Source organism: Pseudodesulfovibrio aespoeensis Aspo-2, assembly GCF_000176915.2.
Classification (GTDB): domain Bacteria; phylum Desulfobacterota; class Desulfovibrionia; order Desulfovibrionales; family Desulfovibrionaceae; genus Pseudodesulfovibrio; species Pseudodesulfovibrio aespoeensis.
Genome location: NC_014844.1, coordinates 2,323,254 through 2,344,291, shown reverse-complemented (window position 1 = coordinate 2,344,291; position 21,038 = coordinate 2,323,254). Strand labels below are relative to the sequence as shown.

The window sequence follows — 21,038 nt, the reverse complement described above, 5'->3', positions numbered from 1 at the left end:
GACACAAGCCGTAGGACGAGCATTTGGTGGCAATATGCTGATACTTACCCGGAGACCGGGAGAGAGCCTTTACCTGGGCGATAACATCAAGCTGAAGATCCTGAGCGTTCAGGGCAAGCAGATAAAGATCGGCCTGGATGTTCCCGAGGACATGACCGTCTATCGGGAAGAGGTGTATCTGAAGATCAAGGAACAGAACAGGCAGGCGCTGGAAACAAGCCAGCAGGACCTGCTCGCGGCGGCTGCGCTATGGCAAAAGAAAGAACAAAAAAAATAATGACGAGGCTGGGCGAAAGGGAAATAAGCCCGGACGGCATCGTGTATTTCCCTCGCGGCCTCATCGGCCTGGAAGACAAGCGTGAATTCGCCCTCTTGAGCGTCAGGGAAGGGGATTCGCCGTTCCTGCTCCTGCAGTGCGTCACCGATCCGGGGCTCGGCCTGCTCGTGGCCGACCCGTACTCGTTCCTCGACGACTACGACGTGAAGCTTGAAAACCTTGACCGCAAGGCCCTCAAGATCAATAACATCAAGCAGCTGGCCATCCTGGTCACGGTGACCATCCCGCAAAATAAGCCGGAACAAACCACCCTCAACCTCCAGGGACCGATCGTCATCAACACCGAGGCGAGGATAGGACTTCAGGTGCCGCAGACAGATGGCGGCTATCCCACCCATTTCCATCCCATCGGCGGCTGACGGGTGCTTACGGCACCTTCTGCACGTCCACTTGGTTGAAATCATTCAAGAGTGACGGATTTTCTACAAAACGATCAAGGCCAGCGCATGAGAGCATCATGCGCTGGCCTTGATCGTTATGCCGCCGCGTTTTCCTGAAAGCCTGCGTCTTGGCTGTCAGCTATCCGAGAAGGTTCAGGTCGTCGCGGATCAGGTTCGCGGCAGCCCTTTTCAGGTCCGGCTTGTAGGTGCCGTCCTTGATCTGCTGCTTGAGGTCGTCCACCTTCTTGCGGCGCACGTCCGGCGCTTCGCTGGCCGTCTGGAGCGCGGCACCGCGCAGCCTGGCCTCGGAAGAGAGCTCGACCCGGTCGGCGGTCTCGCCCGATGTCCTGGTTGTTTCGGCTGTCCTGCGCTGCTGATCTCCGGACCGCTGGCCCTCGATCTTCTTGTTGGAGTAGGGGCTCATATCCCCAAGGATGTTCTTTATGACCATGTTTCCCTCCCGGATCCATGTCCTTGTCAAAGCATGGTGTCGTCCACCTTCGACAAGGTGATCTCCCAGAGCCTTCGCATGATCCGGTTCCTCTCGGAGCCGGTTATTTCGAGCGGGCCCTGAGCTGTTTCCCGCAATATCTGAACGTCGGTCCCGTCAACCGGGTAGTCAAAAACGAATGCATGTCCGAATTCCTGTTCCATCTGTCCCAGGATGGCGCCCACCACGGGGGACAAGGTCGAGCTGACGATCAGGTTTTCAATGACCTCCCGCGCGATCCGTTCCACCAGTTCGCGCCGCTTGGCCTGCCTGGCCACATCGTCCACGGGCTGGGCCGTTCCAAGTGCCTGCCGGAATCGGGCAAGGCGCTTGGCGTTCGTGAGCTGCTTGCCGTAGGTGCGCAGCATTGTGCGAACATTGGCTGACGATGTATTCACGCTTTATACCCTTCCTTGATTGATAAGATCGTCTTCTGCCAAATTAACTTTAGGGTGAAACCAAAAAAAAAGCCAGAAGGGGTTGCAATCCCTTGTGCGCTTTGCGCCGCGCAAATGGAAAAAGGTTGAATGGTTATAAAATTTTAGCTACAAATTCAGGGTATGTCGCACAGACTGGCTCAAATACTCGTCGTCACGCGACCCAATGACGTGGCCGCGACCGCGCTGGGGGCCGAGATGGCTGGATTCCTGTCCGCATCCGGCGTGCGCGCGGCTGTCTGCGAGCATCGCCCGGACACCTGCCCGGCCCTGGGAACAGGGTCGGACCGCGTCGGTTTCGGCCCTGGACCCGGCGATAAGCCCGATCTCGTCGTGGTCCTGGGCGGCGACGGCACCTTCATTGCCGTGGCCAGGGGGATGCTCGGCCTGGGTGTCCCGTTCGTGGGCGTCAACCTTGGCCGGGTGGGCTTTCTTGCCCAGCTGGCCCGGGACCGGTGGAAACCGTGGCTTCAAGCCGCCATCGGCAATGGCGTGTCCGTCTCTTCGCGGCTGGCCCTGCGCTACGATGTGGTCCGTGGGGGGGGCGTGGTCCACTCCGGGCTGGCCGTCAACGATATCGTGGTGGGGCGCGGCGTGCTGGCCCGGCTGGTGCGGCTCGGCTTGGCCTATGGCGGGATCGATGTGGCCTCTTTCCGGGCCGACGGGCTGATCATCGCCACACCCACAGGCTCTTCGGCCTACGGGGCGTCGGCAGGCGGACCGCTGGTGCATGCCGACCTGTTCGCCTATTGCGTCACCGCGGTGTGTCCGTTCCTGAGCGGCTTCAAGCCCATGGTGCTCCCGGCCACCGGCGAGTGCGCGGTGCGGGTGGAGGACGCGGCCAGCGGGATTACCCTGACCGAGGACGGGCAGGCCTCCTTTGCCCTTGAGACCGGCGACGAGGTGCGCGTGGGGCGCAGCCCGTCCGATCTGCTCGTGGTCGATATGGGGCCGCGGGCGTATTTTGAAAAACTGAAGCGTCACGGCTTTTTGACGGAGAAATGACATGGGATTCAACCGGAACTTCCAGTCTGTCCTGGATGTGAGATTCGGCGGCGACTCCTCGCTGGACGCGCTGCTGCTGCATTTCATGACCGAGAACAATCTTGAATACACCATTGATCCGGACAAGAACGCCTCGGCAGAGCAGCTCAAGTTCATGGTGGCCCTCAGGGAGGGTGAGTTCTACGCCCCGTGCTCGGACTGGATGTTTCTCATGCTCCTCAAGGAGGGGCTGCCGCGTCTGCTCCTGCACGAATACATCCTCCAGTGGCGGGCCTTCATCAAGCTTTCGCGCGATTTCTGTCCGGACCGCAACGTGTCGAGCCGCTTCATCCAGCTCGCCCGGTACAAGTTCCGCATGGCCCTGGCCTCGCCCATCCTGATTCCGTCCCGGCTCCTGAAGCGGTTCATGACCATCTTCATGTCCCAGAGCGGCATCGACGACCCCTACCGGGATATCCGCAGGAGTCTCAACAGGCGGGCCGACGCCATTGTCCGCAGCCAGACCTTTGGCGGCGTGATCAACGCCTACGCCGAGAACTGCGGGCCGTGCGACCGCATCGACACCAAGCGGTTCAGCCTCGACATGCTCGAGGTGGAGCGGCTCATGCGCGTGGCTACCTTGAGCGACAACTGGGCCGAGGACGGGTTTGTGGAAGAGGCGCTCCTCGAACCTCGTGTCCAGGAAGAGTTGCGGGGTTCTTCCGAGCTGTTCGCCCCGGTCTACGATTCCCTGAACGTGGCCAGGGACGGCGAGAAGCGCATCCTCTACATCCCCAGCCGGGCCGGGAGTCTGATTTTCGACCTGCAGGTGGTGCGCTGCCTGCTGCGGCTCGGTCACCGCGTGGTCATGGCCCTCAAGGAGGGGTTTTTCTTCGAGCACCCGACCTTCTGGGACCGGGACAGCGACCCGATCCTGGCCGCCGCCTTCAACGGCGCCTGGTTTGTGAGCGAGGACCGGCTCTCCAAGAACGAACTGCTCAATGTCATGGCCAAGCACCAGTTCGTGGTCCTCTCCGAGGGCACACGGGAGCGGTTCAACCCCTACCGGTGTTCGGTCACCTTTTCCAGGGCCTGGAAAGAGTGCGACCTGATCATGGCCAGGGGGGCGGACCTCTACAACCGGCTGATTCAGTGCAGCCACAGTTTCACGCGGGACATCGTCAACTTCTTTCGCGACGATTCCGGCGTCTTCCACCTCTATCACCGGCCCAAGGCCGAGTGGGTGTACAAGTTCAGCGAGCGCTACATCAACGAGAAGGCGGACGAGATCATCACCGAGATGCGTCGGGCCAAGCACGAGGGCAAGACGGTCATGTTCTACTCCGGCATCATCGGCAGCGTGCCCGGCCAGACCAAGGCGGCCATCAAGATCATGACCTCCTTTGTGGCCCATCTGCGCTCCCAGCTTGACGATGTTCATATCATCAATCCCGGCGAGCACTTCGAGGAAGGCATGGACGGCGACGACCTGATGTTCATGTGGGAGAAGGTGCAGCGCAGCGGCTACATCGATGTCTGGCGTTTCCAGACGCATTTCGATATTGAGAAGAGCTTCGCGCTGATGGGCAGGAAGGTGCCGCCGGTCTGGACCGGCAAGGACGCCACCTACTCCACCGGCTGCACCAAGGAGATGCACATCGCGCTCGACGTGCTCAAGACCTCGCCCGAATTGCAGATCATCGGCCCCAGCGCCGAGAAGTTCTTCCGCAGGCGGGAGTATGGGGTGGGCAAGTACTGCGACGTGGCCATTGATTCGTGCGTCAGGTAACCGTTGTGAAAGTGTGGGCCGCTTGGTTCGTGGAATGTGATCGCAATGCGGCATGACAGTGTGGAATATGAAATCAGAGAGTCGTGACATGAAGACCGGGCGCGCGATCAGGTTTGTCTTCTTCGCCCTGTGCGTGGTCGGTCTTGCCGCCTGCGCCAGGGGCGGGCCGCTTTTCGGAGCCAAGGCAGACCCGTCCGCCATGGCCGGCAACGCGACCCTGGGGGCGGTCTCGGGCGCCGGGGTCGGCCTGTGTCAGCCCGGCGTGACCGGTTCGCTGACCCTTCGGCCCGTGATCGAGCCGCTGACCCTCCCGGCCTGCGACCTGTTCTTTCCCCTGTCCGGCACCGAGGGGCTGGAGAGCACCGCCCGCATCGATCTGGCCAGCCAGGGTCTGACCTCCTGGACCGCCCTTGAAGGGCCGGTGCAGCGCAGCCTTGAATACGCCCTGAACATGCCCCAGGACAAGCTGGCCCTGACCCGGCCCGGCATGTCGCTGACCTGGGGGCAGGTGGTGTGCAGCCTTGAGGAGTTCCTTGTCCTGTTGCCGCATCTGGACGGCAACCCGGAGCTGCTGGCCAGCCGGTTCGTTTGGTTCGGCATGCGCAAGAAGCCGCTCATGACCGGCTATTTCACGCCGGAAATCCCGGCCAGTCTGACCAGGATTCCCGGATATGAATACCCCATCTACGGTGTGCCGGACGATCTGCGCTCCGGCGCGGTGCGGGGCAGGCAGGCCGTCTACCGGGTGGAGCGGGGCAGGGTGCTGCCGTATCATGACCGGCGCGACGTGGATGTCCGGGGCGTGTTGACCGGGCGCGGGCTGGAGATCGCCTGGGCCAGGGACCCGATCGACGTCTTCTACATGCAGATCGAGGGGGCGGGGCGGCTGCGCCTGCCCGACGGCACCACCCGCAACGTGCTCTATGGGGCCAAAAACGGCCACGGATTCACGAGCCTGGGACGGGTCATGCACGCCAAGGGGCTGCTGCCGTGGGCGAAGCTGTCAAAGGCCCACGTCAAGGAATACTTTGTCAACCATCCCGAGCAGATGTTCGAGCTGATGGCCGAGAACCGCAGCTATGTCTTCTTCCGCATGGAGGATGCCCCGCCCGAGGGGGCCATGGGAAAGCCGTTGACGCCGATGGTTTCGCTGGCTACAGACCGTGAACTTCTCCCGCTTGGCAGCCTGCTTGCCTTCGAGGCCGAGATTCCCAGGGCCGAGAATGGCAGGAACGTGGGCAAGCGGACAGTGACCGGCATCGGGCTGGCCCAGGATGTGGGCAGCGCCATTCGGGGACCGAGGCTCGACTATTACATCGGCGAGGGAAATCAGGTGGAATCCATCGCCAGCAACATCATGACCGAGGCCACCGTCTACCTCCTCATAAGCAAAGAAGCGCTCATCAATGGCTGACATTACTTACGACACCGTCAAGGACGCCCTGCGCGAGGCCATCGCGCACCAGTTGCGCTCCGTCACCGACTGGCACTTCGGCGAGCCCGTGTACGAGGGCGAGCCGGGTGATCTGGCCGGAATTTCCGGCTTTCGCGAGCTGGTGGGCCGCCAGCACTGGGCCAACTTCCAACTCTGGCATGTCGAGGACCGCGCCCGGCGCAAGGATGTCAGTCCCGAGGTCATCGCGGACTGCAAATACGCCATCGACAAGCTCAACCAGAGACGCAACGACCTGATTGAGCGGGCCGATGTCTGTCTCAACGACGTCCTGGCCCCGTTCCTGCCCGCGGACGCCGCCGAGCGGTACAACACCGAGACCGTGGGCGCGGCCCTGGACCGATTGTCCATCCAGGCTCTCAAGATTTACCACATGAAGGAGCAGTGCTCCCGACGGGACGTGGACGAAGCCCACGTGGCGCAATGCGACGCCAAGGTCGGCGTGCTCAGGCGTCAGCACGCGGACCTCGAAACCGCTGTGCTGGAGCTGATCGACGAGTACGCTGCGGGCACCAAGCGGCCCAAGGTCTATTATCAGTTCAAGATGTACAACGACCCGAGCTTGAACCCGGAACTGTACGGCAGGAAACGCCAGTAGCCGAAAGGAGTCCGACATGCCCCGGTACGAAACCGTCATCGGCCTGGAAGTGCACGCCCACCTCAAGACCCGGTCCAAGATATTCTGCTCCTGCTCCACCACCTTTGGCAGGGAGCCCAACGAGAACGTCTGCGCGGTCTGCTCCGGCATGCCCGGCGTGTTGCCCGTGCTCAACGCCAAGGTGCCGGAATTCGCCGCCAAGATGGGGCTGGCCACCGGTTGCGAGGTGAACCTCACATCCGTGTTCGCGCGCAAGAATTATTTTTATCCCGACCTGCCCAAGGGGTATCAGATCTCCCAGTTCGAGCTGCCCATCTGCGAGCGCGGGCAGGTGGCCATCGAGGTGGACGGCCAGCGCAAGGTCATTGGCCTGACGCGCATCCACATGGAGGAGGACGCGGGCAAGAACATCCACTCCGCCGCCGAGAACGCCAGCTTCGTGGACCTGAACCGGGCCGGGGTGCCGCTCATCGAGATCGTGTCCGAGCCGGACATGCGCTCTGCCGAGGAGGCCGTGGCCTACCTCAAGGAACTGCGCTCCATCCTGCTCTACCTCGGCATCTGCGACGGCAACATGGAGGAGGGCAGTTTCCGCTGCGACGCCAACGTCTCCATCCGCCCGGCGGGCCAGGAAACCCTTGGCACCCGTGCCGAGCTGAAGAACCTCAACTCCTTCAAGCACGTCCAAAAAGCCATCGAGTACGAGGTGGCTCGTCAGATCGACCTGATCGAGGACGGCGAAGCCGTGGTGCAGGAGACCCGTCTCTACAACGCGGACAAGGGCACCACCCACTCCATGCGCGGCAAGGAGGAGGCCCACGACTATCGCTATTTCCCGGACCCGGATCTGGTGCCGCTCGTTCTGGACCCGGCCTGGGTGGAGCAGTGGCGCGCCGAGCTGCCCGAGCTGCCCGCTGCCAAGCGGGCGCGCTTCATGGCCGACTACGGGCTGGCCGACTACGACGCCGACCTGCTCACCGGCGAGCTGGCCGTGGCCGACTACTACGAGGCCGCGGTCAGGGCCTATTCCGGCGAGGCCAGAAAGGTGGCCAACTGGGTGGTGGGCGACCTGCTGCCCTCTCTGGGTGAGACCGGGATCGCGGCGGGCGACTGCCGGCTGACGCCCGCCAGACTGGCCGGATTGCTCGCGCTGGTGGACGACGGGACCATCTCGGTCAAGATAGGCAAGGACAGCTTTCGCGACCTGTGCGCCAGTGGCGACGACCCGGCGGAGTACGTCCGGGACAGGGGCTTGGCCCAGGTATCGGATACCGGCGAGCTGGAGGCCATGGTGGACCGCGTCATCGCCGAGAACCCGTCCGAGGCCGAGGCCTACCGGGGCGGCAAGATCAAGCTCATAAGCTTCTTCATGGGCCAGGTCATGCGCCTCTCCAAGGGGCAGGCCAACCCCGGTGTGGTGACCAAACTGCTCCAGCAGAAACTCTCGTAGTCGCGGCCAGTCGCGGCCAGTCGCGGCTTGTTCGGCACGCCACCGGCCCTGCGCCGGGGCGTCCCCTTGTTCCTGACCCACAGCTTTCCGGAGGCGACTTCATGACCGAACATATCCAGTATTCTCCCGACAAGGACGCCCTCGTCCTGCTCGATCAGCGCTATCTGCCCAATCGCGAGGAGTGGTTCGAGTGCCGGACCACGGACGACATCTGCTTTGCCCTGGTGGTCATGGTGGTGCGCGGCGCGCCCGCCATCGGCGTGACCGCGGCCTATGGCTGCTATCTGGCTGGCCGCGAGGTCCAGGGCATGGACGGCGACTGGAAGGCGAACCTGAACGCCAAGCTCGACCAGATCGAGAAGGCCCGACCCACGGCGGTCAACCTGCGCTGGGCCGTGCGCGAGATGCGCCGCGTCTGGCAGGAGGCCGGGGACGTGTCCCTGGACGCGCTGCTTACGGTCTGGCTGGCCCGGGCCAGGGAGATTCACGAGGACGACATCGCCATGTGCGAGGCCATTGGCCGGTTTGGCGGCGCGCTCATGGACGACGGCGACACCATCATGACCCACTGCAACGCGGGTGCGCTGGCCACCGCCGGGTACGGCACCGCGCTTGGCGTGGTGCGCGGGGCCGTGGACCAGGGCAAGAAGGTCTCGGTCATCGCCAACGAGACGCGGCCCTTTCTCCAGGGCGCGCGCCTGACCGCCTACGAGCTGCACAAGGATGGCATCCCGGTCAAGGTGGCCTGCGACAACGCCTGCGCCCTGCTCATGAAGCGTGGGCTGGTGGACAAGGTGGTGGTGGGCGCGGACCGCATCGCGGCCAACGGCGACGCGGTCAACAAGATAGGCACCTTTGGTGTGGCCATCATGGCGCAGCGCTTCGGCATCCCGTTCTACGTGGCCGCCCCGGTCTACACCATCGACCCGGAGACACCCACTGGCGACGACGTGCCCATCGAGGACCGCGACCCGCGCGAGGTCACCCACATCGGCGACCATCGCATTCCTCCAGAAGGCGTGGAGGTCTACAACCTCGCCTTTGATCCCACCCCCAACGAACTCATCACCGGCATCATCACCGAAAAAGGCGTGCTCTATCCGCCCTACACCGAGGCCATCAGAAAGCTTTTTGATAAATGACAATAGCTTGCGAGGCTGTTACGACTGTCCGGGAGCCGGGCCGCCTTGGCGGTCCGGCTCTTCTCATGGGGGGGCTTCGGTCCCTACCCTGAAAAATGCATGGGAAATACAGGCACTTTGGGTGGGAATCAGTGGCCTGTCATTTGACAAGTTTCAAGTCTTCTGTGATAGGGCTAAGAGCGGACCAACGCGGTACTGGGGAGTGCCGATACCTTAGCAGAGAGAAGGAAAATCCTATGCAGATACGAAGCGTCAATACAGTCATCGCTGCTCTGATATCAGTGGTGATCGTCGCCGCTGTGGGGTCGGGCGTCTGGTGGGTCAGCAGCCACACCTACCAGACCGTGTTCAAGGAGCAGACCGTGGCCATGCACAACGTGGTCGAGCAGACCATGACCGCCCTGGACGCCTACATGGAACAGACCGAGAGCATGACCAGGATGCTCGCCTCGCAGCAGGTGGTGGTCGATGCGCTCATGGGACGCGATCCCCTGGGCGCGGACTGGCTGTTCAAGGATCTGCTGACAAGCACCGAAGGGTACTGGGCGGCATTTGTTTTTGACACCCACGGCAAGGTGGTGGCCGGGAGCAACGCTGCCGGGGCCAACATGAGCGGCGCGGACCGGAGCGGTCGCGAATACGTCAAGGCCATCCTGAGCGGCCAGCATGAGAGCTACCTGTCTAACGACATTCTCACGGCGGCGAGCGGCCAGGGCAACCTCATCTTCGCGGCGGCAAGCGTGGTCCACGGGCCGGACGGCAGCGTCATTGGCGGGGTGGGCATCTTCCCCAAATGGGATTTCTTCACCTCCAGGTTCATTGATCCCTTCCGCATCGCCGAGAACGGCTACGGGTTCATGCTCGATGCCAAGGGGCGGATCATCGCCCACGCCGTGAACAAGGATCTCTACCTCAAGGATTTGAGCGAGTTCGACTTTGTGCGCACCGCCCTGTCCAAGCGCAGCGGCAGCGCCGAGTACGTCTGGGAAGGGCGAGACAAGTACATGGTCTTCGAGACCCTGGAAAGGACCGGCTGGGTCATGGTCATGAGCGCGTATGAATCCGACATGGGTGCTGCAGCCCTGACCCAGCGCGCCTATCTCGCCATCGGCGGGGCGGTGGTGGCCCTGTTGCTGGCCGGTGTGCTGGTGGTCATTGTCAGGCTGCTGGTCACCCATCCGGTCCAGGGGCTGCTCGGCTATGCCTCGGAGATCGCCAGCGGCGACCTGAATGCGAAACTGAGCGGGGTGTACCGGTTTGAATTCAAGGAGCTGGCGGACCAGATCGAGGCCATGGTGGCGGACCTCAAGAGCAAGCTTGGCTTCTCCGAGGGCGTGCTCAAGGGGCTGACCCTGCCGTGCGCCCTGGTGGGCGCGGACCACAAGATGCTCTGGGTCAACCAGCAGATGTGCGAGCTGATCGGGCGCGACGGCAAGCCCGAGGACTACGTCGGCATGGCACCGGGCCAGTTCTTCTATGAGGACAAGCAGCGCGAGACCATGGCCGACAAAGCCATCAAGGAAAAACGCCAGCTTTCATCAGAGGTCGAGTACAAGACCATGGGCGGCGTGAAAAAGAACATCATGCGTACCACGACGCCTTTCTTTGACATGGACGGGGTTATGCTCGGCTCTCTGGGCGTGTGGATAGACATGACAGACATCCGCAGCCAGCAACGGTTCATCGAGGAGCAGAACGCGCGCATCGCCGTGGCCGTGAGCGAGGCCGAGGAGATTTCGCAATACCTGTCGAGTGCGGCAGAGGAGCTCTCGGCCCAGATCGAGCAGGCCAGCCGGGGCGCGGAAGAGCAGAAGGCCCGCGTGGCCGAGACCTCCACGGCCATGGAGCAGATGAACTCCACCGTGCTTGAGGTGGCCAAGAGCGCCAGCCAGGCGGCCGAGGAGGCGGATACCGCCAAGGAGAACGCCCAGCTCGGCGAGATGAAGGTCGGCGAGGTGATCATGGCTGTGGGCGACGTGCAAAGCCAGGCGGACAACCTCAAGGTGTCCATGGAAGAGCTTGGCAAGCAGGCGGCGGGCATCGGCAACATCCTTGAAGTGATCACCGACATTGCGGACCAGACCAACCTGCTGGCGCTCAACGCGGCCATTGAGGCCGCCCGCGCGGGCGAGGCTGGCCGGGGATTCGCCGTGGTGGCCGACGAGGTGCGCAAGCTGGCCGAGAAGACCATGGCTGCCACCAGCGAGGTGGGCGGGGCCATCAGCCGCATCCAGTCCATGACCAAGGGCAACGTGGCCGCCACCGAGAAGGCCGTCAAGGCCGTGGCCCACAGCACCGAGCTGGCCAACGAGTCGGGCCGGGCGCTCAAGGAGATCGTCAGCCGGGTGGACAATGCCGCCGATCAGGTGCGCTCCATCGCCACAGCGTCCGAGGAGCAGTCGGCCACCAGCGAGGAGATCAACCGCGCCACAGACGACATCAATCGCATCTCCATGGAGACCTCGCAGGTCATGCTGGAATCGGCCCAGGCCATCCAGGAGGTGGCGTCCATGGCCTCCCGGCTCAATTTAGTCATCGAGCGCATGTCGGCCAAGGATTGACAATCGCAAAGCCGATGTCGGGAACAATAGACTCGACATTTGATTGAAGGTACGTTAAGCCCGCGCTTCCCCCATATCGGGAGGCGCGGGTTTCGCGCTGCCCCGGCCCGCAGTCACATCATCCCTGGAGTCTGTCCTATGCTGCCCATCGTCGCCCTCGTGGGACGCCCCAATGTCGGCAAATCCACCCTGTTCAACCGCTTGCTCAGGAAGTCGCGGGCCATCACCCACGACCTGCCCGGCGTGACGCGTGACCGGATCTACGGCGAATGCCAGATGGGCGATGTCAAGTTCGACCTCGTGGACACCGGCGGCATGGTTCTCGAATCCGAAGCCACGCCCGAACTGAGCAAGGATTTCGAGGATGAGATCTTCGAGCAGGCCCGCGAGGCCATCAACGAGGCCCACGCCATCCTCTTTGTGGTGGACGGCAAGCAGGGCATGAGTCCCCTGGACGAGCAGGCCGCCGAGTTCGTCCGCCGCAGCGGCAAGCCGGTCATGGTTCTTGTCAACAAGGTGGACAGCCACGAGGTCGCGGCCCAGGGCACGGCGGAGTTCCACGCCCTGGGGCTGCCCGTGTTCCCGGTCTCCGCGGCCCACGGCTACAATCTGCACGAGGTGCGCGAGAAGGTCCGCCGCTTTGTCCTCGACCTGGGCATGGACACCGACGAGGAGGACACCACCGAGCGCGGGCTGCGCCTGACCATGCTGGGCCGTCCCAATGCAGGCAAGTCGTCCATCATCAACCGCATCATCGGCACCGACAGGCTCATCGTCAGCGATGTGGCCGGCACCACCCGCGATTCCATCGACGTGACCTTCGAGCGCCAGGGCAAGCGGTATACCTTTGTGGACACCGCAGGCGTGCGCAGACGCGCCAACATCCAGGAACACCTGGAAAAGATCAGCGTCATCCGCGCCCTCAAGAACTCCAAGCGCTCGGACGTGACCATCCTGGTCATCGACATCACCCTGGGCGTAGGCAGGCAGGACAAGCGGCTCATCGAGTTCCTGGCCAAGGAGAAGACGCCGTTCATGGTCGTGTGCAACAAGGCGGACCTGATCCCGCGAAGCGAGACCAAGCGCGCCCTGGAGGCGTTTCGCGAGGAGCTGCGGATCATTCCCTACGTGCCGCTGATCATGACCTCGGCCAACAAGGGCGTGGGCATCGGCAAGATCATCCCCCTGGCCGAGACCCTGCGCCGCGAGTGCGAGATCCGCATCGGCACCGGCGTGCTCAACCGCGCCCTGGCCCAGGTGCTGGAAAAGCTCCAGCCGCCCGTGGTCAAGCGGCGCAGGCCCAAGTTCTTTTATGTCACCCAGGCTGACGAGCCGGTCCCGACCTTTGTCTTTTTCTGCAACGACCACACCCTGGTCAAGGAATCCTACGCCCGGTACCTGGAGAACCAGTTCCGCAAGCTGCTGGGCATCAATTCCGCGCCGGTCGATGTCGTCTTCCGCTCCAGCCACGACAAGAAGGAGTGGGAGAAGAACCGGGGCATCTCGGCCATGGGCAAGCGCGGCCCTGGCCGCGAGCGCATCGGCGGGGCCAAGACGCGCCGCCACGAGGACCAGTTCAAGGCTCTCAAGAGCAAGCGTCGTCGCGAAGATCGGGAAAAGAAAGAGAAATAGGGCCAGCGTGTTGACAAGGAACAAGTGAAAAGGGTAGAGCGTTCTTCCTCGACCCGGCCCGCTCCGGCGGCCCGCGTTGAGGCATGGAGAAGTGGCCGAGTTGGCTGAAGGCGCACGCCTGCTAAGCGTGTTATGGGTGTAAAGCTCATACGAGGGTTCAAATCCCTCCTTCTCCGCCAGATTTCAAGGGCTTGCGATGAAAATCGTAAGCCCTTTTCCTGTGTGTGCCGCTAGGCCGGAAGGGGAGCGGGCGGGGCGCTAAAACAGCGAAGAATACCCGTATTTCAGGGCCGTTCCCAGGACGATGACGGTGAGCATCCACTTGATGACCGGGGCCGGGACGTGCTTTTGGCAGCGCGCGCCCAGATACATGCCGACCATGCCGCCCAGGCCGAAGAGGATGCCCAGCAGCCAGTCCGGGGCCACGGCCAGATCCGGGTGGAACGGGGCCAGAAACTGGTAGAAGGCCACGCCCGCCACCGAGGTGACAAAGGTGCCCATGAGCGCGGCCCCGGCCACGGTATAGACCGGCAGGCCAAAGACCGTGACAAAGAACGGGGCCACGATGGAGCCGCCGCCGATGCCGTAGGTGCCGCCAATAATGCCCACGACAAAGCTCAGGGCAAAGATGCCCGGCGTGGAAACATCGTACCGCTCGCCATAGAATTCATAGCAGGTGCGCTTCCAGTTGAAGGCGATGGTCCTGACCGCCGGGAGCGTTCTGTCTTCTCCGGCTCTGCTCCGGTGTTCCCTGACCAGTTCCTGGAAGCGGCGTTCGGATTCGGCCTTGCCCGATCCCTTGGCCTTGCCCGTCAGGTCGCGCACCATCTTGATGCCGATGTAGAGCAGCACGGCTGCGGCAAAGAGCTTGAAACTGTCCGCATCGGGCAGCCAGGTGACGCGGACGACCGCGCCGATGAGCACGCCGGGCAGAGTGCCCGCCACCACGATCCAGGTCAGCGGCCAGACCATCCGGCCCTCGCGCAGATAGCGGATGACCCCGCTGGGTATGGCCACGATGTTGAAGAGATGGTTGGTGGCGCTGACCGAGGGAGCGGTGTAGCCGAGGAACGACATCTGGAACGGCAGCAGCAGGAACGCGCCCGACACCCCGCCCATGGAGGTGAAAAAGGAGACCACCATCGCCACCAGCGGCGGAACCCACGGGGAAACCTCTATGCCTGCGACCGGAAAATACATGTCCACATCCTCCTGCGGCTTGCACTCACACGATTGATAGCATAATCGTGTCAGTAGGGGCAAGCAAAATCCCGGCGGCCTGGGTAGAGAGGGTGTCAGGGGGTTGGCAGGCCGTGCGAGTCGGCGTAAGAATCGGCGAACGCGGGTGTAATTGACCGGAGGGAAGCGGATGGACGCATTGTTCGAGCAACTGGCCAGGGCGTGGTCGCGGCGCAGCGAGGGAGCCGCTGCGCGCATTTTTTCGGTGCCGGGCGATGTGAAGCACCTGGACACCCGCCAGCTCGCGGACCTGGAAAAAAGCCTTGGCGAATGGGTGGCAAAGGCCGGGCGGCAGGACGTGGCCGCGTCGCGGCGCAGGATTTTCCTGCTCTATCTGCTCATCCGCCATGCCGGGGCGCGGCTGGGCGAGGCGTGCGCCTGCCATCCCGTGCAAGACTACCGGGCCGAGGCCCGGACCCTGGCCCTGGGCCAGGGCGCGACCCGGCGCGAGGTGCCCGTGGCCGCCGCCCTGGGCGAGGCTCTGCTCGACGCGGTGCAGGCCGGTGTGCTGGGCGGTACGGAGAGCGCGCCCCTGAACGTGGACCAGGGCCACCTGCGGCGCAAGCTCTACGAGCGGGCCGACGAGTGCGGCCTGCCCAGGGAGCTGGTCAATCCATCGATTATCCGCCGCTCGCGGGGCATCGAGCTGCTGCGCCAGAACGTGCCCCTGCCCGTGGTCCAGCGCATGCTCGGCCAGTCCACGCCCAACCTGGCCGGGGAGTATCTCGATTTTTCCGATGCCGACATGGCCAGCACCCTGCGTCGTGTGGTGGACAGGGAGAGCCGCCGCACCAGCGCGCGCAACAGCTTTTTCGGCCAGATCACGCGCATCACGCGCGGCGACATCCAGTCCGGCATCCGCATCGCCTCGGTGGGCGGGCACGAGATCATGTCCATCATCACCAACGCCAGTCTCGACCGGCTCGGCTTCCGGGAGGGCGGGTTTGTCATGGCGGAGGTCAAGGCCCCGTGGGTCATCGTCGCCAGCGCCGAGCCGGGGAAGAGCAGCGCCGACAACCAACTCGCCGGGGTCGTGTCCCGCGTCGAACCGGGGGCACTGACCACCGAGGTGGTGGTCGTGCTTGGCGACGGCCTGGAGGTCTGCGCCATCATCAGCGAGGAGAGCCGCAGGCGGCTAGCCCTGAGCGAGGGCGACCGGGCGCGGGTGGAGTTCAACGCCTTCTCGGTCATCCTCGACGCCGAGTAGGGCGGCGCCGGGCTTTGGCACGATGCCCCTTTACAAAGGCGTGCGAATGCGTATATAAGGAAAATCTCAGCGTGACTGGACGCATGAAAATCCTCTCTGCCCCACCCGGGCATATGATCAACACCCCGTCCCAGAGCCCTGCAATGACAATCCGGCGCAGCCGGAAAACGACAGCCGTCACGCGCAGTCGTCGATATTTCTTTTCACCCTAGGATATTTTGTGACCTTTGATCATTTCTCTTTTGACCTGCGCATCAACGCAGGCATCAAGTCCTGTGGCTTTACCGTTCCCACCCCCATCCAGACCCTTGCCATCCCCGAAGTCCTGAAGGGGCGCGATGTCATGGGCCTGGCCCAGACAGGCACCGGCAAGACCGCGGCCTTTGCCCTGCCCATTTTGCAGCGCCTGCTCGACTCGCGCGCCACGGGCCAGGGGCCGATCCGTTGCCTCGTTCTCGCCCCCACGCGCGAGCTTGCCCTGCAGATTCAGGAGACCTTTGACGTGTTCGGCAGGCAGGCCGGCATCCGCAGCTCCTGCGTGTTCGGCGGTGTGGGCTTCAACCCCCAGATCAACGCCGCGCGCAAGGCCACCGTGGTGGTCGCCTGCCCCGGTCGGCTGGTGGCCCTGCTCCAGCAGGGCGACATCCGGCTCGACCATGTGGACACCCTGGTCCTGGACGAGGCGGACCGCATGCTGGACATGGGCTTCATGCCCGACCTCAAGCGGATCCTGTCGCGCCTGCCCGCCAAGCGGCAGAACCTGCTCTTTTCGGCCACCATGCCCGCTGATATCCGCAAGCTGGCCGACACCATCCTCGTGGACCCGGCCAGGGTGCAGGTGTCCAACACCGTGCCCGTGGAGAGTGTGACCCAGACCTTCTACCCTGTGGCCGACCACCTCAAGGGCGGTTTGCTGGAGGCGCTGCTCGGATCCATGGAGCGCGAGAGCGTGCTCGTCTTCACCCGCACCAAGCACCGGGCCAAGAATCTGGCCAAGCGGCTGGGCCTGCGCGGGATGAGCGCAACCTTCCTCCAGGGCAACATGAGCCAGAATCAGCGCCAGCGCGCCCTTGACGGGTTCCGCTGCGGTGATTTCGAGATCATGGTGGCCACGGACATCGCGGCCCGTGGCATCGACTGCGACCGCATCTCCCACGTCATCAACTTTGACGCGCCCGATACGGCTGAGGCCTATACCCACCGCATTGGCCGCACCGGCAGAGCCGGACGCACGGGCGAGGCCCTGAGCCTGATCACCCGCGAAGACCACCTCGTGGTGCGCGACATCGAGCGCGTGCTGCGCCGCAGCGTGGACCAGCGCACGGTCGAGGGCTTTGATTACGACCAGCCCTTCAAGGCCCAGCCCGGCGGTGGCGGTGGCGGCGGCAGCAGGGATCGCGGTCGCTCCCAGGGCCGGGCCGCTGTCCCGGCGAGTCAGAATCGCCGCCCGCAGCGCAGCCGCAGAAGCTCGGCGCGAGCGTCCTGATAACGGACCCGCAGACATCTTCAGCCCCGGACGCCATTGGCTTGGCGTCCGGGGCGTTGTGCTTTGGGGGAGGCCGGTATACCTTGTGACCACAACCAGGAAAAGGAGAGCACCGTGGCGAATGTCGATACATTTCTTCATGATCTCGGATTGATACGCGCCAACGGGCCGCTGGTGTTGAACATCACCAACGTGGTGGTCGCCAATTCCACGGCCAATGCGCTGCTGGCCCTTGGTGCGTCGCCACTCATGTCTCACGCCGAGGAGGAGGTCGCCGATCTCGTGGCCATCAGCAACGCGCTGGTGATCAACATCGGCACTCTGAATCAGCCCGACATCCGGGCCATGGCCGCTGCCTGGGCCGCTGCCGAGGCAAAGGGCATCCCCGTGGTCTTCGACCCGGTGGGCGCGGGCGCATCCGGGCTGCGTACCGCCACCTCGCTCTCCTTGCTCGGCGACCACAGGCCGGCCATCATCCGGGGCAACGGCTCCGAGATACTGACCCTGGCCGGGGAATCCGGCGGGGCCAAGGGTGCGGACAGCACCCGCTCCACGGATGCGGCCCTGAGCGGGGCGCAGGCGTTGGCGCGGGCGCACGGCTGCGTGGTCTGCGTCAGCGGCGAGTCTGACGTGGTCACTGACGGGGGCCGGAGCTGCCGGGTCTTGGGCGGCCATCGGCTCATGCCGCGCGTCACCGGCCTGGGCTGCACGGCCACCGCCCTCTGCGCCGCATTTGCCGCCGTGAATCCCGACCCCTTCGAGGCCGCTGTCCACGGCATGGGGGCCATGGCCGTGGCCGGAGCCATGGCCGGAGTCAAGGCGACCGGGCCGGGCACCATGCAACTCCATTTTCTCGATTCCCTGTACCTGCTCGATGCCGTTGATGTGCGGCGGCTGCTGCGGGTGGCGGAGCTGTAGGGCGCGCTCCCGACTCCTTGCCATCGGGCCGGGTGCGACGTATAACCGATCAGAATCGAAAGCGGCTGCGAAAAGGTCCTGAAATTGCAGGGCGCTGCCCATCGGCTGGCAGCGTCAAATCCCTGAACCCCTGACGGCGGGACAATGCTCGATTTTTTTGTGCAACTGGACTACCTGCGCGATGTGCAGCGCACCTTTGGCAGCGGCCCGTCGCGGCTCGACCTGCTTGAGGTGTTCTCCTCCATGCTTGTCGTGGCCGGCCCGGTGGTGCTGCTCATGGCGGCCTGGTATTACCGGCACACCGTGGGGTTCGCCTTTCTCCGCTTCATTTCCCATCTCCTGGCTGGCCGCAGCCAGGCCATTGTCGAGAACTACCTTGTCTCCAAGGGAATCATGCTCGACATATTCCTCTACTCCGGCGGCGTGGTGGGCAAGTTCCTGACCAACGCTCGGATCACGGCGGTGGTAGGCGGCAAGATGCAGCTCGAACTGGTCAATGCCAGGCCCACCGGCCTGAAGCTCAAGAACACCCGCGTCATCTGCTTCTGCAAGCCTTTCGCCTACTCCGGCAAGAAGCTCAACTCCTTCATCACCCTGGTCGGCCATGTCAGAAAGCGCGGCTCGGTGATCAAGGCGATGACCCTGCTCACGCCCATCCGCTACCGGTTCATCATCCGGCGCAGGCATGACCGCAAAAAAGTCTCCCGCGAGGGGGCCGTGCGCGTCAAGGCGTGGGATGTGCGCAAGCGCGGCAGTTTCTGGATGGTCAAGGCCGACCTGCAAACCATCAACAATCCGGCCCACTACGGCGACAAGATGCGTCTTGCCGTGGAGAACATCTCGCCTGGCGGCATCCGCCTGCTGATCATCAATCCCAAGGGGCACCTGCCGCCCCTCGCCGTGGGCAGCCAACTGGTCATGCGAGTGAGCGTGTGGAATCCATCAGCGAAAAAGTTTACCTATTTTACGGTGATCGGGACCATCCGCACCCGTTTCAAGGGCAAGGGAGGCTCCATCGGTCTGGGCATCCAGTTCACGGCAGAGGGAGAGCAGGGCGGCGGTGGCTATGTGTGGAAGTCGCTCCAGGGCGAGATGACGGCCCTGGCCGAATTCCTGGAAAGAGTCCAATAGGCCGGGGCCGATAAGCCAGGCTGGCCCGGCAGACTGAAGGCAGGCTAGCCTTTTTTCTTGCGGCACTCCGGGCAGACGCCGTACAGGTACATCTTGTGCCGCACCAGCGTGAAGCCGTGCTCTTTGGCCAGCTCTTCCTGTCGATTCTCGATGGTCTTGTCGAGGATCTCTATGTTATTGCCGCACCGCTCGCAGATGAGATGGTCGTGGTGCTCCTCGCCATAGCTCGGCTCGTAGCGGGTCACGCCGTCGGCGAAGTCCAGCGGCTCGATGAGCCCGGATTCGTTGAGCAGTTTGAGGGTCCGGTAGACCGTGGCCTGTCCGATGGAACTGTCGCGCTTCTTGACCTTGGCGTAGAGCTCCTCGGAAGAGAGATGGCCGCCCTGCTTGAGCAGGGTGTCCAGGATGAGCCGACGCTGGGGCGTCGTCTTCAGATTCTTGCCAGCCAGGTAGTCGGCAAACACTTCTTGCGGAGATTTCATACTATATCCGTTCGTTTTGTTTGAATATCGTCTTCATCCTCCCTTACGGGAAGCCGGGGAGCCTGTCAAATGCCAAGTGCCAGGCGCGCCCCGTGTCATTTCAGCCGGTTCCGGCCCTGACAGCCTATTCATTCTTGACATTCTCCGGCCCGGTTCCTACAACCAGTTGCCTGAATCCGGCGTCCTGCAATGGCCGTCCGGCCCCCACGGAGAGGTGGCAGAGCTCGGTTTAATGCGCTGGTCTTGAAAACCAGAGACGGGGCAACCCGTCCGGGGGTTCGAATCCCTCCCTCTCCGCCATTCTAAAAAATCGCTTCATGTCAAGAAGTGTCATAAGCCCTCAAGATGAGGGCTTTTTTGTTGCGTTTGGCATGTTTTGATGTGTCATTCCATGCCCTGGCGTGGCTGGCATACAGGGACGAAAAGTGGTATAAGTCAAAATCGGTCGCTTTTTGTTATACCACTCTGGCCACACTAAGCGCGGAACTGCATTCGACTACGAAGTTGCGGAAAGGCTAAGCGAGCTGGATTGGGAAACCGACTCGGATGTAAACTTCACACACTGCTTGGGAAGGGGTTTGAAAGAAAGCCGCGGTTGCCTATATGTCTCTATGATGAGTTGGATGAACTGAAATAATAGCGATGGTGCTCTAACTTTGGCTGGTTGTGAGGCTGAGGAAATGAATGAAAGGCGAAAATGTATTTGAAAAGACTGGTCAATGGAGTGAGCTGTGACAGCGCTTGAAGCTTGGGAATTTCGTCAATGGTTTTTATCATTTACAGTCGGAGATGTGATAAATTTAGTATTCGCTATGGCTACAGCAACTATTGCTTTTTTTACTTATAGAACCCAGCACAGCTTAGGCGAATTGCAAAAATCACAGTATCGCATTGAAAAAGCAATGTTTATCCGTAATGTGAGGCTGGATGCTGCCGTAGTGATGAGTTCAATGAAAAAGTATGAAAATATTAACTTAAATCTTGTTGAATCATTACTGAGAAGAGGGGCTGCCATGGAAAGCTATGTATCATCAGATGCTCAAAAGGCATTAGATGCATTTTCTAAACAGGCACATATTTATAATTACAACCAAAAGCTTGATGAGCCTGGTATTAAAAAGAGTCACAAGTTAAAGAAAGCAGTCGAGTCTGCTGAAGAGCAATTTGCTTTGATCTTAGAAATAGCAACCACCGGCGTGTAAGAGATGTGAATTGTCGGGGTACGTGTTTGCAAGTGGTGCAATAAAGGGTACAATTTAAACATTTTTTTCTTTGTTTTCTGATCCCTCCTTCTCCGCCATAGTCTGAAATCACTTTACACG

General features: G+C 62.5%; 19 protein-coding genes and 2 tRNA genes. 17 read left to right on the top strand and 4 right to left on the bottom strand.

Going from position 1 to position 21,038, the window contains the following annotated elements:
- The first annotated feature begins 34 nt into the window (after positions 1-34).
- Positions 35-277, top strand: coding sequence for a carbon storage regulator CsrA (gene csrA / locus DAES_RS10750; protein WP_013515050.1), 243 nt, complete (start codon positions 35-37; stop codon positions 275-277).
- Positions 277-696: a flagellar assembly protein FliW gene (fliW, locus tag DAES_RS10745; RefSeq protein WP_013515049.1), complete on the top strand. Its 420-nt coding sequence runs from the start codon at positions 277-279 to the stop codon at positions 694-696. The genes csrA and fliW overlap by 1 nt, the downstream gene beginning before the upstream one ends.
- Before the next feature lie 160 nt (positions 697-856).
- On the opposite strand, the gene flgM is transcribed toward fliW, so the two are convergent.
- Both flgM and DAES_RS10735 read right to left on the bottom strand, forming a co-directional pair.
- Positions 857-1,168, bottom strand: coding sequence for a flagellar biosynthesis anti-sigma factor FlgM (flgM, locus tag DAES_RS10740; RefSeq protein WP_013515048.1), 312 nt, complete (start codon positions 1,166-1,168; stop codon positions 857-859).
- Between the two features lie 26 nt (positions 1,169-1,194).
- Entirely contained in the window at positions 1,195-1,605 is a 411-nt protein-coding gene (locus DAES_RS10735) for a DVU0524 family FlgM-associated protein (protein WP_013515047.1), read from the bottom strand.
- A 237-nt stretch (positions 1,606-1,842) separates the two neighbouring features.
- On the opposite strand from DAES_RS10735, the gene DAES_RS10730 reads away from it, so the two are divergent.
- The 9 genes from DAES_RS10730 (at position 1,843) to DAES_RS10690 (ending at position 13,432) form a co-directional block, all read left to right on the top strand.
- Entirely contained in the window at positions 1,843-2,649 is an 807-nt protein-coding gene (locus DAES_RS10730; RefSeq protein ID WP_236608402.1) for an NAD(+)/NADH kinase, read from the top strand.
- Between the two features lies 1 nt (position 2,650).
- Positions 2,651-4,417 (top strand): hypothetical protein, encoded by a 1,767-nt coding sequence (locus DAES_RS10725; RefSeq protein WP_013515045.1) that lies wholly within the window; start codon positions 2,651-2,653, stop codon positions 4,415-4,417.
- 67 nt (positions 4,418-4,484) lie between these two features.
- Positions 4,485-5,831, top strand: coding sequence for an MltA domain-containing protein (locus tag DAES_RS10720; protein ID WP_157864850.1), 1,347 nt, complete (start codon positions 4,485-4,487; stop codon positions 5,829-5,831).
- Positions 5,824-6,468, top strand: coding sequence for a DUF4254 domain-containing protein (locus tag DAES_RS10715; RefSeq protein WP_013515043.1), 645 nt, complete (start codon positions 5,824-5,826; stop codon positions 6,466-6,468). The genes DAES_RS10720 and DAES_RS10715 overlap by 8 nt, the downstream gene beginning before the upstream one ends.
- A gap of 16 nt (positions 6,469-6,484) precedes the next feature.
- A complete protein-coding gene (gatB, locus tag DAES_RS10710) occupies positions 6,485-7,918 on the top strand; it encodes an Asp-tRNA(Asn)/Glu-tRNA(Gln) amidotransferase subunit GatB (protein WP_013515042.1) in 1,434 nt (477 codons plus the stop codon).
- Between the two features lie 101 nt (positions 7,919-8,019).
- Positions 8,020-9,060, top strand: a complete 1,041-nt coding sequence (gene mtnA / locus DAES_RS10705; protein ID WP_013515041.1) for an S-methyl-5-thioribose-1-phosphate isomerase — start codon at positions 8,020-8,022, stop codon at positions 9,058-9,060.
- Between the two features lie 236 nt (positions 9,061-9,296).
- Positions 9,297-11,621 (top strand): methyl-accepting chemotaxis protein, encoded by a 2,325-nt coding sequence (locus tag DAES_RS10700; protein ID WP_013515040.1) that lies wholly within the window; start codon positions 9,297-9,299, stop codon positions 11,619-11,621.
- Positions 11,622-11,759: 138 nt separating this feature from the next.
- Positions 11,760-13,253: a ribosome biogenesis GTPase Der gene (gene der / locus DAES_RS10695; RefSeq protein ID WP_013515039.1), complete on the top strand. Its 1,494-nt coding sequence runs from the start codon at positions 11,760-11,762 to the stop codon at positions 13,251-13,253.
- Positions 13,254-13,338: 85 nt separating this feature from the next.
- A tRNA-Ser gene (locus tag DAES_RS10690) sits at positions 13,339-13,432 on the top strand.
- 79 nt (positions 13,433-13,511) lie between these two features.
- Here the strand turns inward: DAES_RS10690 and DAES_RS10685 are convergent.
- Entirely contained in the window at positions 13,512-14,453 is a 942-nt protein-coding gene (locus DAES_RS10685) for a sulfite exporter TauE/SafE family protein (RefSeq protein ID WP_013515038.1), read from the bottom strand.
- A 169-nt stretch (positions 14,454-14,622) separates the two neighbouring features.
- Here DAES_RS10685 and DAES_RS10680 point away from each other — a divergent pair, with 169 nt between their 5' ends.
- From DAES_RS10680 to DAES_RS10665, 4 genes are all read left to right on the top strand, one after another.
- Positions 14,623-15,699, top strand: coding sequence for a TOBE domain-containing protein (locus DAES_RS10680; protein WP_013515037.1), 1,077 nt, complete (start codon positions 14,623-14,625; stop codon positions 15,697-15,699).
- A gap of 220 nt (positions 15,700-15,919) precedes the next feature.
- Positions 15,920-17,185 (top strand): DEAD/DEAH box helicase, encoded by a 1,266-nt coding sequence (locus DAES_RS10675; protein WP_013515036.1) that lies wholly within the window; start codon positions 15,920-15,922, stop codon positions 17,183-17,185.
- A 114-nt stretch (positions 17,186-17,299) separates the two neighbouring features.
- The gene (gene thiM / locus DAES_RS10670; protein ID WP_013515035.1) at positions 17,300-18,103 is read left to right on the top strand and encodes a hydroxyethylthiazole kinase; all 804 of its coding nucleotides are present in this window, start codon (positions 17,300-17,302) and stop codon (positions 18,101-18,103) included.
- 144 nt (positions 18,104-18,247) lie between these two features.
- Positions 18,248-19,234 (top strand): hypothetical protein, encoded by a 987-nt coding sequence (locus tag DAES_RS10665; RefSeq protein ID WP_013515034.1) that lies wholly within the window; start codon positions 18,248-18,250, stop codon positions 19,232-19,234.
- Between the two features lie 44 nt (positions 19,235-19,278).
- Here the strand turns inward: DAES_RS10665 and DAES_RS10660 are convergent, their stop codons facing one another.
- On the bottom strand, positions 19,279-19,716 hold the full coding sequence (locus DAES_RS10660; protein ID WP_013515033.1) for a Fur family transcriptional regulator: 438 nt from the start codon (positions 19,714-19,716) through the stop codon (positions 19,279-19,281).
- A 208-nt stretch (positions 19,717-19,924) separates the two neighbouring features.
- Here DAES_RS10660 and DAES_RS10655 point away from each other — a divergent pair.
- Both DAES_RS10655 and DAES_RS17640 read left to right on the top strand, forming a co-directional pair.
- A tRNA-Ser gene (locus DAES_RS10655) sits at positions 19,925-20,016 on the top strand.
- 431 nt (positions 20,017-20,447) lie between these two features.
- A complete protein-coding gene (locus tag DAES_RS17640) occupies positions 20,448-20,918 on the top strand; it encodes a hypothetical protein (RefSeq protein ID WP_157864849.1) in 471 nt (156 codons plus the stop codon).
- The last annotated feature ends 120 nt before the right edge of the window (positions 20,919-21,038 follow it).

Bases quoted from the DNA above. Each gene is read 5' to 3' on its own strand.
- csrA (WP_013515050.1), top strand. From the start codon at position 35: ATGCTGATACTTACCCGGAGACCGGGAGAGAGCCTTTACCTGGGCGAT.
- flgM (WP_013515048.1), bottom strand. From the start codon at position 1,168: ATGGTCATAAAGAACATCCTTGGGGATATGAGCCCCTACTCCAACAAG.
- fliW (WP_013515049.1), top strand. From the start codon at position 277: ATGACGAGGCTGGGCGAAAGGGAAATAAGCCCGGACGGCATCGTGTAT.
- DAES_RS10715 (WP_013515043.1), top strand. From the start codon at position 5,824: ATGGCTGACATTACTTACGACACCGTCAAGGACGCCCTGCGCGAGGCC.
- DAES_RS10680 (WP_013515037.1), top strand. From the start codon at position 14,623: ATGGACGCATTGTTCGAGCAACTGGCCAGGGCGTGGTCGCGGCGCAGC.
- DAES_RS10720 (WP_157864850.1), top strand. From the start codon at position 4,485: ATGAAATCAGAGAGTCGTGACATGAAGACCGGGCGCGCGATCAGGTTT.
- DAES_RS10700 (WP_013515040.1), top strand. From the start codon at position 9,297: ATGCAGATACGAAGCGTCAATACAGTCATCGCTGCTCTGATATCAGTG.
- DAES_RS10730 (WP_236608402.1), top strand. From the start codon at position 1,843: ATGGCTGGATTCCTGTCCGCATCCGGCGTGCGCGCGGCTGTCTGCGAG.
- mtnA (WP_013515041.1), top strand. From the start codon at position 8,020: ATGACCGAACATATCCAGTATTCTCCCGACAAGGACGCCCTCGTCCTG.
- gatB (WP_013515042.1), top strand. From the start codon at position 6,485: ATGCCCCGGTACGAAACCGTCATCGGCCTGGAAGTGCACGCCCACCTC.
- DAES_RS10660 (WP_013515033.1), bottom strand. From the start codon at position 19,716: ATGAAATCTCCGCAAGAAGTGTTTGCCGACTACCTGGCTGGCAAGAAT.
- der (WP_013515039.1), top strand. From the start codon at position 11,760: ATGCTGCCCATCGTCGCCCTCGTGGGACGCCCCAATGTCGGCAAATCC.
- DAES_RS10725 (WP_013515045.1), top strand. From the start codon at position 2,651: ATGGGATTCAACCGGAACTTCCAGTCTGTCCTGGATGTGAGATTCGGC.
- DAES_RS10685 (WP_013515038.1), bottom strand. From the start codon at position 14,453: ATGTATTTTCCGGTCGCAGGCATAGAGGTTTCCCCGTGGGTTCCGCCG.
- DAES_RS10665 (WP_013515034.1), top strand. From the start codon at position 18,248: ATGCTCGATTTTTTTGTGCAACTGGACTACCTGCGCGATGTGCAGCGC.